At 73.7% G+C, this 11,996-nt stretch carries 8 protein-coding genes; 1 reads left to right on the plus strand and 7 read right to left on the minus strand.

Features of this window, described 5'->3' with window-relative positions:
* Window positions 1-20: 20 nt before the first annotated feature.
* The 7 genes from ftsH to ACFXPX_RS14835 form a co-directional block, all read right to left on the minus strand.
* The gene (ftsH, locus tag ACFXPX_RS14805) at window positions 21-1,940 is read right to left on the minus strand and encodes an ATP-dependent zinc metalloprotease FtsH (protein ID WP_375891766.1); all 1,920 of its coding nucleotides are present in this window, start codon (window positions 1,938-1,940) and stop codon (window positions 21-23) included.
* A 113-nt stretch (window positions 1,941-2,053) separates the two neighbouring features.
* Window positions 2,054-2,596 carry a GNAT family N-acetyltransferase gene (locus tag ACFXPX_RS14810; RefSeq protein WP_380525265.1) on the minus strand — a complete coding sequence of 181 codons (543 nt, stop codon included), beginning with the start codon at window positions 2,594-2,596 and terminating at the stop codon, window positions 2,054-2,056.
* A gap of 136 nt (window positions 2,597-2,732) precedes the next feature.
* Window positions 2,733-4,301, minus strand: coding sequence for a signal recognition particle protein (gene ffh, locus ACFXPX_RS14815; protein WP_380525289.1), 1,569 nt, complete (start codon window positions 4,299-4,301; stop codon window positions 2,733-2,735).
* 145 nt (window positions 4,302-4,446) lie between these two features.
* Entirely contained in the window at window positions 4,447-6,882 is a 2,436-nt protein-coding gene (locus tag ACFXPX_RS14820) for a [protein-PII] uridylyltransferase (protein WP_380641432.1), read from the minus strand.
* Window positions 6,883-7,042: 160 nt separating this feature from the next.
* A complete protein-coding gene (locus ACFXPX_RS14825) occupies window positions 7,043-7,381 on the minus strand; it encodes a P-II family nitrogen regulator (protein WP_350508264.1) in 339 nt (112 codons plus the stop codon).
* Window positions 7,381-8,778, minus strand: coding sequence for an ammonium transporter (locus tag ACFXPX_RS14830; RefSeq protein WP_375891760.1), 1,398 nt, complete (start codon window positions 8,776-8,778; stop codon window positions 7,381-7,383). The genes ACFXPX_RS14825 and ACFXPX_RS14830 overlap by 1 nt, the downstream gene beginning before the upstream one ends.
* 336 nt (window positions 8,779-9,114) lie before the next feature.
* Window positions 9,115-10,611 carry a hypothetical protein gene (locus ACFXPX_RS14835; protein ID WP_375891824.1) on the minus strand — a complete coding sequence of 499 codons (1,497 nt, stop codon included), beginning with the start codon at window positions 10,609-10,611 and terminating at the stop codon, window positions 9,115-9,117.
* Between the two features lie 595 nt (window positions 10,612-11,206).
* Here ACFXPX_RS14835 and ACFXPX_RS14840 point away from each other — a divergent pair.
* The gene (locus ACFXPX_RS14840) at window positions 11,207-11,884 is read left to right on the plus strand and encodes a bifunctional DNA primase/polymerase (protein ID WP_380641434.1); all 678 of its coding nucleotides are present in this window, start codon (window positions 11,207-11,209) and stop codon (window positions 11,882-11,884) included.
* Window positions 11,885-11,996 lie beyond the last annotated feature (112 nt).

The following is an 11,996-nucleotide window of genomic DNA, read 5'->3' on the forward strand; positions in this document are numbered from 1 at the left end:
GGCGCCCCCGGCTCCCCGGCTCACGCCTCCTCGGAGGCCTTCCGCGGCACCCCGGCGGCCCGGTAGGCCGCCTCCTCGTCGAGGGTCTCCGCCTCCAGCAGCGCCGCCGCCAGCGCGTCCAGCCGCTGCCGCTCCTCGTTCAGGATCCGCACCGCGTCCTCGTAGCACTCGGCGACGATCCGCCGGGCCTCCTCGTCCACCGCGTCCAGCGTGGTCGGCGCCGCCGAGAGCCCGTACGCGCCCTGGGCGTCCGCGGGCACGGCGGTGAGCCGCCCGACCCGCTCGCTCATCCCCCAGCGCCCGGCCATCCCGCGGGCGATATTGGTGACCTGCTCCAGGTCGCTCTCCGCGCCGGTGGTGATCACCCCGTAGACCACCTGCTCGGCGGCCATCCCGCCGAGCGCGCCGATGATCCGGCCGCGCAGGTAGGGCTCGGTGTACGAGTAGCGGTCGTTCTCCGGGGTGGAGAGGGTGACGCCGAGGGCCCGGCCGCGCGGCACGATGGTGATCTTGCGGACCGGGTCCGCGCCCGGCTGGAGCATGCCCAGCAGCGCGTGGCCGCTCTCGTGGTACGCCGTCCGCTCGCGCTCCTCCTGCGGCATCACCAGCGGTCGCACGGCGCCGAGTTGGACCTTCTCCAGGGCGTCCGAGAGGTCCCGCTCGTTGACCGCGTCCTGCTCCCGCTTGACGGCCAGCAGGGCGGCCTCGTTGACCAGGTTGGCGAGTTCGGCGCCGGTCATCCCGGGGGTGACCTTGGCCAGCTGGGTGAGGTCGGTGTCGCCGGCCAGCGGGACGGTCCGGGTGTGGATGCGCAGGATCGCGGCGCGCCCCTCCCGGTCGGGCGGGCTGACGGTGATCCGGCGGTCGAAGCGGCCGGGGCGCAGCAGCGCCGGGTCGAGCACGTCGGCCCGGTTGGTCGCGGCGATCACGATGACGCCCTCGGAGCCGGTGAAGCCGTCCATCTCGGTGAGGATCTGGTTGAGCGTCTGCTCGCGCTCGTCGTGCCCGCCCATGCCGCCGCCGGCGCCGCGCTGGCGGCCGATGGTGTCGATCTCGTCGATGAAGATGATCGCCGGGGCGACCTTGCGGGCCTCGGCGAACAGTTCGCGGACCCGGCTGGCGCCGACGCCGACGATCATCTCGATGAACTCGGAGGCGGAGGCGGAGAAGAACGGCACGTCCGCCTCGCCGGCCACGGCCCGGGCCAGCAGGGTCTTGCCGGTGCCGGGCGGGCCGCTGAGCAGCACCCCGCGCGGCATCTTGGCACCGAGCTTGCGGTAGCGCTCGGGGTGCTTCAAGTAGTCGACCACTTCGGTGAGTTCGGCCTCGACCTCGTCGATGCCGGCCACGTCGGCGAAGGTGGTGCGCTTGCCCTGGTCGGCGGTGACCGGCTTGGGCGGGGCCTTGCGGCCGAGCGGTCCGCCGCCGAGCCCGCCGGCCATCCGACGGGCCAGCAGCACCCAGATGAAGACCAGCAGCAGCATCGGGGCGAGCGAGAGCAGCAGGTTGGTCAGGAAGCTGCGCTGCTGGACCGGGGAGGTGGCGGTGACCTCGACGCCCTGCTGCTGCAGGGTGGTCCACAGGTTGTCGCCCGCGAAGGAGGGGCGCTGGGTGTCGAAGTCGGTGTAGTCGCCCTTGCCGCCGTCGGGTTTGGGCTGGGCGCTCTTGAGGGTGCCCTCGATCGCGTCGCCCTTGGAGTAGATCTTGGTGATGTTGCCCTTGTTCAGCTGGTTGTTGAACTCGGTGTAGGAGATCGTGGTGGCGCCCTCGTTGCCGAAGAACGACAGCAGCAGGTCGGAGATCAGGAACACCACGAGTGCGGTCAGGACGAGGCCCGCCCAGCCGCCGGGCATCCGGCGGCGGGGCGGCGGCGGGGGCGGGGCGCCCTCGGACCGCCAGGGCTGGTCGGGGGTCTGGCGCGGCGGCACGGGTTCGGTCACCCACCGGACGATACGGACAGCCACTGGGGCGGGCCAACCGCAACGCCGCGCCGGACCGTCCGTACGGCCGCACCGACGCCTCCGACCAGCGGATATGACCTCCTGTCAGTGGGCTACGCCGCGCCGCCCGGCCACTCCTCCGCGGTCAGCGCGAACCGCTCGTGGTCGCGCCAGTCCCCCTGGAGGAACAGCATCCGCGGGGTGTAGCCCTCGTGCCGGAAGCCCAGCCGCTTGGCCAGCGCGATCGAGCGCTCGTTCTCCGGCTGCACGTTGATCTCCAGCCGGTGCAGGCCCAGCCCGTCGGCCGACTGCGGGGCGAAGCAGCGGTCCAGGACCAGCCGCAGGCCCTCCGTCATCCGCCCGGTGCCGGCGTACGGCAGGTACGAGTCGTAGCCCAGCGAGGCGTTGCAGAACCGGCCCATCACGATGTTGGCGACGTTCACCTTGCCGACCAGCCCGCCGCTCTCCCGGTCGAGGATCAGGAACGTGCGCAGGCCGGCGCCCTGGCGTCCCAGCAGCTCGGGCAGCCCGTCCGGCTCGACCGGGTTCCACCGTCCGATGTGATCGGCGGACCGGCGGACCGCCTCCGCGTACACAACCTCGTCCTCGGCCCTCGGGGCCCTGATCATCACTCGCACGGCGACATCATCTGGCATGCCGACATCATCCGGCACCGCGAAGCCCGTCGGACACGGCGGCACCCACCGTCCCACCGGCGTCGCCCCGGACACGCGTGCGGCCCGCCGCCCGGAGGACTCCGGACGACGGGCCGCAACAGCGGGAAACCGAGGACTACAGCAGGTCCTTGAACTCCTTGGGCAGTTCGAAGTCGGCCGGGCCCTTGCCCGCGCCGAGACCGAACGCGCCGCCGCCGTCGGCCGGGCCCTGGTCGGCGCCCGGGCCGAGCGCGCGGCGCTCGGCGGCCGCGGCCTCCTCCTGAGCCCGCTTCAACGGGTTGCCGCTCTTGCGCTTGCCCTTGGCCTGCGGGGCCTTCTTGCCGGACTTCTTGGCGCCGCCGCCCATGCCCGGGATCCCCGGCATGCCGGGCATGCCCTTGCCGGAGGCCATCGCGGACATCATCTTGCGGGCGTCGAAGAACCGCTCGACCAGGTTCTTGACCTCGCCGACCTGGACGCCCGCGCCCTTGGCGATGCGGGCCCGGCGGGAGCCGTTGATCAGCTCCGGCTCGGCGCGCTCGGTCGGGGTCATCGACTTGATGATCGCGCCGACCCGGTTGACGTCCTTGTCGTCGATGTTGTTGATCTGCTCGCGGATCTGGCCCATGCCGGGCAGCATGCCGAGCAGCTTGGAGATCGAGCCCATCTTCTGGACCTGCTCCAGCTGGGACAGGAAGTCGTCCAGCGTGAAGGCCTTCGGGCCGCCGCGCAGCTTGGCGGCGATCTTCTCGGCCTCGGCCTGCGAGAAGGTCTGCTCGGCCTTCTCGATCAGCGAGAGGACGTCGCCCATGCCCAGGATGCGCGAGGCCATCCGGTCCGGGTGGAAGGCGTCGAAGTCGTCGACCTTCTCGCCGTTGGAGGCGAACATGATCTGGCGGCCGGTGACGTGCGCGACCGACAGGGCGGCGCCACCGCGGGCGTCGCCGTCGAGCTTGGAGAGCACGACACCGGTGAAGTCGACGCCTTCGAGGAAGGCCTGCGCGGTGGTGACCGCGTCCTGGCCGATCATCGCGTCGACGACGAACAGGACCTCGTCCGGGTTCACCGCGGCGCGGATGTCGGCGGCCTGCTGCATCAGCTCGGCGTCGATGCCCAGGCGGCCGGCGGTGTCGACGACGACGACGTCGTACTGCTTCTGCTTGGCGTACTCGATCGAGTCCCGGGCGACCTGCACCGGGTCGCCGACGCCGTTGCCCGGCTGCGGACCGTAGAAGGCCACGCCGGCGCGGTCGGCGACCACCTGGAGCTGGTTGACCGCGTTGGGGCGCTGGAGGTCGCAGGCGACCAGCAGCGGGGTGTGCTTCTGCTGCTTCAGCCAGTGGCCGAGCTTGCCCGCCAGGGTGGTCTTACCGGCACCCTGCAGACCGGCGAGCATGATGACCGTCGGGCCGTTCTTGGCGAACCGCACCCGGCGGGTCTCGCCACCGAGGATGGCGATGAGCTCCTCGTTGACGATCTTGATGATCTGCTGTGCCGGGTTCAGCGCACCGGAGACCTCGACGCCGGCCGCACGCTCCTTGACCTGCTTGATGAAGGCCCGGACGACCGGCAGCGCGACGTCCGCCTCCAGCAGCGCGATGCGGATCTCGCGGGCGGTGGCGTCGATGTCCGCCTCGCTCAGGCGGCCCTTGCCCCGGAGGTTCTTGAACGTCGCTGCGAGGCGATCGGAAAGGGTGTCGAACACGTCGTCGCGGGTCCTCTGCGGCATCGGTATCGGTACGGTCGTCGTCCCCAGGGTATCCGGCCGCCCCGGGTACGGTCTCCACCCCCGGGCGAGCGGCCCTCCGCCGCCCGTGCGGGAGGCCCTCGGCCGCCCGTGCGGGAGGCCCTCAGCCCAGCGCCGAGCGGACCGCCGCCGCCACCTCCCGGGCCCGCTCGGCGGCCAGCGGCAGGCCGGCCGGATCGGTCAGGTAGAAGGAGTCGACGGCCTCCGCCCCCAGCGTGGAGACGTGCGCGGTGCGCACCCGCACCCCCGCCCCGTCCAGCGCCCGGCCGATCCGGTGCAGCAGCCCGGGGGCGTCGTGCGCCCGGACCTCCAGCACGGTCGCGGTCGCCGAGGCCACCGCGGGCGCCACCGTGACCAGCGGCGGCGGGGTCGGGATGCCCTTGCGGCGCGGGGCGGCGGCGTCCCGCTCGGCGAGCCGGCGGGAGACGTCCAGCGTGCCGTCCAGCGCCCGGCGCAGGTCCGCGCGCAGCCGGGCCGCCTCCGGCAGCTCGCCGAACTCGGCCGCCACCCGCCAGGACAGCAGCAGCACCGGGCCGGCGCCGATCGGGTCCAGCTCGCGCAGGCCCGCCGAGCGGACGGTCAGCCGGTGCAGCGCCAGCACCCCGGCGACCGTGCCGAGCAGCCCGGGCCGGTCCGGGACGGCCAGGTTCAGCTCGACGCCCATCGGCTCGGTGCCCGGGTCCGCCCCCTCGGCCTGGGCCAGCAGCGACAGCGCGGGGGCGCCGGTGCGGGCGGCCTCGACCGCCAGCCGCTCCTGCTCCGCGCCGGGCTCCGCCTCCACCGGCGCGGCCCCGCCGCCGGCCAACTGCACGGCGACCCGGGCCACCAGGCCGTCCACCAGGGAGGCCCGCCAACTGCTCCACGCGGCCGGGCCGGTGGCCAGCGCGTCGGCCTCGGTGAGGGCGTGCAGCAGTTCCAGCTCCGGCAGGGTGCCGACCGCCTTGGTGATCGTCTCGACGGTGGCCGGGTCGTCCGGGTCGCGCCGGGTGGCGGTGTCCACCAGCGTCAGGTGGTGGCGGACCAGCACCGCCAGGGTCTCGGTGTCCTCGGCGGGGAAGCCCATCCGCACGGCCAGGTCGCGGACGATCACCTCGCCGGCCTCGCTGTGGTCGCCGGGCCAGCCCTTGCCGAGGTCGTGCAGCAGCGCGGCCACCAGCAGCAGGTCCGGTCGGGCCACCCGGCGGGTCATCGCGGCGGCCCGGACCGCGGTCTCGACCAGGTGCCGGTCCACCGTCCAGCGGTGCACCGCGTTGCGCTGCGGACGGCAGCGGACCCGCTCCCAGTCCGGCAGCAGCCTGGTCACCAGCCCCTCCGCCTCCAGCGCCTCCCAGACCGGGACGGCCGCCTCCCCCGCCCCCAGCAGGGTCACCAGCTGCTCGCGCGCCTCGTCCGGCCAGGGCACCGGCAGCGGGCGGCACTCGGCGGCCAGTCGGCGCACCGTCGCGTACGAGACGGTCAGCCCGTTCTGCGCGGCGGCGGCCGCGGCGCGCAGCGGCAGCACCGGGTCGGCGGCCGGACGGGCGGCCTGGGCGAGCACCGCCTCGCCGTCCTGCTCGACCACGCCCTCGGCGAGCGGGCGGCGGGCGACGGCGCCCCGGGCCACCGCGCCGGCGCCCCGCCCGGCGCCGGTGAACGGGAAGCCCAGCCGGACCGCCCGGCGGCCGCGGCCGGAGCGGGCGGCGAGCACCCGGTCGACCGCCCGCCAGGTGACGTCGCTCGCGTAGGCGATGGTCCGGGCGGCCTCGTAGACCTGGCGCAGCAGGGTGTCGGCGTCCAGCACGCCGAGCCGCTCGGCGACCTGGTCCTGGTCCTGGAGGCCGAGCCGCTCGGTGGCCCGGCCGGTGACCAGGTGCAGCGCGTCGCGGACGTCGGCGAGGCGCAGGGCGGCGGTGTCCAGGCCGTCCCGGGGCGCGTCGGCCAGCCAGGTGGCGGCGACGGCGTCCAGCGCGACCAGGTCGCGCAGACCGCCCCGGGCCTCCTTGAGGTCGGGCTCCAGCAGGAAGGACAGTTCGCCGTGCCGCTCGGCCCGCTCCCGGCCCAGCTCGCGCAGTTCGGGCAGCCGCACGGGGGCACTCGCGCGCCAGTCGGTGAACACCGCGGACCGCAGCGCGGCGGTGAGGTCCCGGTCCCCGGCCAGGTGCCGGGCGTCCAGCAGGCCGAGCTGGGCCTTGAGGTCGGCGGCGGCCACCGCCCGGGCCTCGGCGACGGTGCGCACCGAGTGGTCGAGCTTGGCACCCGTGTCCCAGACCGGGTACCAGATCCGCTCCGGCAGCTCGCGCGGGACCGGGCCGGAGTGCAGCAGCAGGACGTCCAGGTCGCTGCGCGGGGACAGCTCGCCCCGGCCGTAGCCGCCGACGGCGACCAGCGCGACGCCGGACGCCGGCGCCCCGGCGTCGGCGAGCAGCGCGGCCAGCCAGTCGTCGGTGAGCCGGGCGAGCGCGGCCCGGCGCGGGCGGCCGGTCAGCCCGGGCCGCTCCAGCAGCGCGGTCCTTGCCGCCGCGTGGCCGAGGGGGTCGGAGGGGCTGGTCTCGGTGGTCATGCGCGTGGGTCCCGTCCGTGGTGCGGATGAGCCGTCGTGGGGGCCGGCCGGTGGGGCTGGGCCGTCGCGGGGCCGAGCCGTCGTACGGCTGAGCGGGGATGCGCCGACGGGCGGACCCGCGCCCCGGGCAGGGGGCGGATCCGCCGGATCGGTCAGTGCCTCACAGGGCGTCCGGGCCGCGTTCGCCGGTGCGGACCCGGACGGCGGTGTCGACCGGGACGCTCCACACCTTCCCGTCGCCGATCTTGCCGGTGCGGGCGGCCTTCACCAGGACGTCGATCAGGTCGTCGGCGTCCTCGTCCTCGACCAGGACCTCGATCCTGACCTTCGGTACCAGGTCGACGGTGTACTCGGCGCCCCGGTAGACCTCGGTGTGGCCGCGCTGGCGGCCGTAGCCGCTGGCCTCGGTGACGGTCAGGCCGTGGACCCCGAAGGCCTGCAGCGCGGCCTTCACCTCGTCCAGGCGGTAGGGCTTGATCACGGCGGTGATGAGCTTCATCAGGCGTCGACCTCGGTCTTCTCAACGGACGTCCCGACGGACGTGTCGGCGGACTTTCCGGCGGGCGGGTCGGCGGGCTTCCCGGCGGGCTTCCCACCGGACGCGGCACCGGCGCCCACGGTCGGGAGTGCCCGGGCCAGCCCCGCGCCGACGGCGCTGAAATCGTAGGCGGACTCGGCGTGTTCGGCCTGGTCGATGCCGGCCACCTCGACCTCCTCGGGGACCCGGAAGCCGACCAGCTTGTCGACCGCCTTGGCCAGCAGCCAGGACAGCACGAAGGAGTACGCGGCGACCACCGCCACGCCCATCGCCTGCTTGCCGAGCTGGCCGAGCCCGCCGCCGTAGAACAGGCCCTTGGCGGTCTGGCCGACCCCGCCGGTGGCGAACAGGCCGATCAGCAGCGAGCCGATCGCCCCGCCCACCGCGTGCACGCCGACCACGTCGAGCGAGTCGTCGAAGCCCCAGCGGTACTTGAGCGAGACGGCGGCGGCGCAGACGGCGCCCGCGACCAGGCCGATCGCCACCGCGCCGAGCGGGCTGACCGAGCCGCAGGCCGGGGTGATCGCGACCAGCCCGGCCACCGCGCCGGAGGCGGCGCCCAGCGTGGTGAACGCGCCGTGCTTGAGCTTCTCGAAGACCAGCCAGCCGACCAGCGCCGCACCGGTGGCGACCTGGGTGTTCACCATCGCCATCGCGGCCACGCCGTTGGCGGCCAGCGCCGAGCCCGCGTTGAAGCCGAACCAGCCGAACCAGAGCAGCCCGGAGCCGAGCATCACCAGCGGCAGGCTGTGCGGGCGCATCGGGTCCTTCTTGAAGCCGACCCGCTTGCCCAGCACCAGGCAGAGCGCGAGGCCCGCGACACCGGCGTTGATGTGCACGGCCGTGCCGCCGGCGAAGTCGATCACGCCGTTGCGGTCGCCCAGCCAGCCGCCGTTGCCGTTGTCGAAGAAGAACACCCAGTGCGCGACCGGGAAGTAGACCACCGTCACCCAGAGCGCGATGAACAGGCCCCAGGCGGAGAACTTGGCCCGGTCCGCGATCGCACCGCTGATCAGCGCCGGGGTGATGATCGCGAACATCAGCTGGAAGACCGCGAACGCCGTGACCGGGATCGATCCGGTGAGTTCGTTCAGCCCGATGTTGCGCATCCCGAGGAAGTCCAGGTTGCCGATCAGACCGGCGAAGGAGTCGGGCCCGAAGCTGAGCGAGTAGCCGTAGAGCACCCAGAGCACGCTGACGATGCCGAGCGAGAGGAAGCTCATCGCCAGCATGTTCAGTGTGCTCTTGGCCCTGACCATGCCCCCGTAGAAGAAGGCCAGGCCCGGGGTCATCACCATGACCAGGGCCGCACTGATGAGTACGAAGGCGGTGTCGCCCGCGCTGAAGCCGTCCGGCATCGGCGTCTCCTCTGCGTGAGTGCCGCTCCACCCCCGGGTACCTGTCCCGTGCCACCCGGGGTGGCGGCGATGAAGAGGAGAGTGCCGAAGGCTGGTTTCGGCCAGTGCGACCGGTTGTTTCGCGGCCGTGACGCGTGCGTCGCGCGGGTTACGGGCACGTGAACCGCGGCCCGGACGCGGGGCCGGATGGGTTACCGTGCCGCCTCACCGCACCGTCCGGTACCGCCTCACCGCACTGCCCGGTACCGCCTCACCGCAGCGCCCGGGCCGCCCCGGACGTGCCACCGACCGTGACGGCGGCGGCCGTCACGGTCGGTGGAGCCCCGCCGGAGTCGCTCAGACCACCGAGACGAACTCCGGGATGTCCTGGACCACCCGCTCCTTGAGCCGGCTCACCGCGTCCACGCCCTGGAACCGGGCCGCCGCGGCCTCCGTGGTCTTTCGCACCCGGGAGTTCAGCCGCTCCGAACGCACCTTGGTCGCGATGTCGACCGCCTGCTCGGCGTACCTCGCCGCCTCCTCGGCCTCCCGCTGCAGCAGGTGCACGCTGGCCATGCCGATCAGGTTGAAGGCGTACGACCGCACGTGGTCGTCGTCCTGCCGGAACAGGTCGACCGCGCGCTCCATCACCGGCGCCGACAGCGAGGCGTACAGCTGGGCGTTGTCCGAGTGGTACGCGAGGTCCCGGTAGGAGTGGGCGTTCTCGGCGTTCAGCTCGGCCGGCGAGAAGAACTTCAGCCAGTCCGGGTCGCCGTCACCGTCACGGATGTCGGTGAAGGTGTCCTCGGACAGCCGGATCGCCCGGGCGCAGCGGTTGATCTCGCCGATGGTGGCGTAGGCGCGCGCCTCCATCGCGTACAGCAGGGACTGCTGGCGCGGGGTGGCGGTGTCCCGGCTGCCGTACTGCGCCAGGTGGATCAGCTCCAGGGCGTCCTCGCCCCGGTTGAGGTGGATCATCTGGCGGCTCATGTCGGTGAGGATCAGCGCGCCGAAGGGGCGGTCGCCGGCCTCCTTGGCCGCGTGCAGCGCCAGCACGTAGTACTTCTGCGCGCTCGGGTGCATCCCGACGTCGTACGACATCCATCCGGCCAGGTGGGCGAGTTCGGCGGTGAGCCGGAACAGCCGCTTGGTGGTGTCCTCGCTGTACGTCTCCTGCAGCAGGTCGGTGACCTCGTGGAGTTGGCCGACCACGGCCTTGCGGCGCAGCCCGCCGCCGTTCTGGGCGTCCCACTGACGGAACATGACCGTGGTCTGCTCCAGCAGTTCCAGCTCCGGCTCGGAGAGCCGGCCGGTGAACGCCTCGCCGCCGTTGGCCGCGGTGAGGATCGGGGTGGGGACGCCGGTCGGGCCGGGCGTGAGCCAGCGCTGCATCGGCTCGATCAGCGCGGCGCCGGCGGTCAGCGCGAGGGAGGTGCCGAGGAAGCCCCGGCGGTTGAGCATCAGGTCGCTGCGGGAGTAGTCGCTGATCAGCTGGACGGTCTGCGGGGCGCTCCACGGCAGGTCGACGCCGCCGCCGACCGTGGAGACCGGGACGGCGGCGCGCAGGCCGAGGTCCTCGACCGAGACCACCGAGCCGAAGCGCTCCGAGAACAGCTCGGACATGATCTTGGGGATCGGCTCGCGCGGCTGTTCCCCGTCGAGCCAACGACGCACCCGGGAGGTGTCGGTGGACACGTGGTGGGCGCCGATCTGCCGGGCCCGGCGGTTGACCTGGCGGGCCAACTCACCCTTGGACCAGCCGCTGCGGGCGAACCACGTGGTCAGCTTCTCGTTGGGTTGCTTCTCTGCCATGGGAACGTCCCCATCCCGCCCGGCCCCTGCGGGGCCCCCGATCGTGACCGCCCGACGGTTGCGGGCTCTTGCCAGACGTGCCGTGCCTGAGGTGTCGCGGTGCCGCCCGTCCTGTCCTCGCGGTACCGCTCGTCGTACTGGTGTGCCATCGTCCCGGACGGTCCGTCAGATCCCCAACTCCCGTTCCCCGACGGCTCGGAGCAGGCGCTTCGACGACGTCCGTGTGCTGAACGTAGTGCCCCGTGAGGCACCCGTGGGAGCGCCCCTGGCGAAACGCCACCTTTCGCCACCCCCAGGAGTGAACCGAACCCCGGGGGCACACGCTTGACTGGGTAGTCGCGACGGTCCGGCATATGCGGGCCGCCAAGTCCCCCGGCCAACCCCGGCAGACCCGGCAGACCCCGCAATCCATCGCAGTCCCAGGCGAGTTCGGCGCCCACTCGGGACGGCAACCGTCCCGCGCACACGACGATCCGGCATCGGCGCCGCCCCCACAAGGCGGCGCCCGAGGCACACCGCCACAACAGGCGCACGCCAAGCGCTGCGCGCCGCCACCGCACCACGCACCACACACCGGACAATCAACACACAGTCACCGTCCCGTAACCATCGGCAACGAGAACCTGTTGGGGGAGGCATGGACAACCTGTTCGGCGAACTTCGACTGGGGCACCTGCGGCTGGCACCGCTGGGCGCGCGCCGCCGCACCAAGGTCACCGCGTCCCGGGCCGCCGCGGAGTACACCGGCCGCTGGGGCTGGACCGTCGCCACCGGCGAACCGGCCGCCGGCGCCACCGCCCCGACCCGCTGTCCCTGCGGCTCCCGCCGCTGCGCCGCCCCCGGCCTGCACCCCGTGCCCGGCACCACCGGGCCGGCCGACGCCGCCGACTCCGAGGGCTCGGTGCTGTTCCCCACCGGCCGCGCCTTCGACGTGCTGGACGTCCCCGAGCCGGCCGGCCTCCAGGCCCTGGTCCGGCTGGAGCGGATGGGCACCCAGGTCGGCCCGGTACTGGCCCCGCCCACCGGCCGACTGCAGTTCCTGGTCTCCGCCGGCACCGCCCGCCGACTGCCCGACCTGCTGTACCGGATGGGCTGGGACGACGCCGCGCTCGACCTCACCTGCCACGGCGAGGGCAGCTACGTCGCCGCCCCGCCCACCGTGCTCGGCGAGCTCGGCCCGGTCCGCTGGCTGCGCCGCCCCACCCGCGACAACGCCGGCTGCCCGCCCGAGGCCCGGCTGCTGCTCGGCACCCTCGCGTACGCCTGCCACCGCAGCCGCGAGCGCACCGCCGAGCCCGCCTGGATCGCCTCGTAGGACTCCTCTCGGACGCCGAACGTCGGACGCCGGACGCCGGCACCCGCCCCCGGCCTCCCCGGACCCCGGACAGGCGAAAGGGCCCGCCCCCGAAGGAGCGGACCCCGACCGA

Origin of the sequence: Kitasatospora sp. NPDC059146, assembly GCF_042786665.1 — a bacterium.
In the GTDB taxonomy this organism is placed as follows: Bacteria; Actinomycetota; Actinomycetes; order Streptomycetales; family Streptomycetaceae; genus Kitasatospora.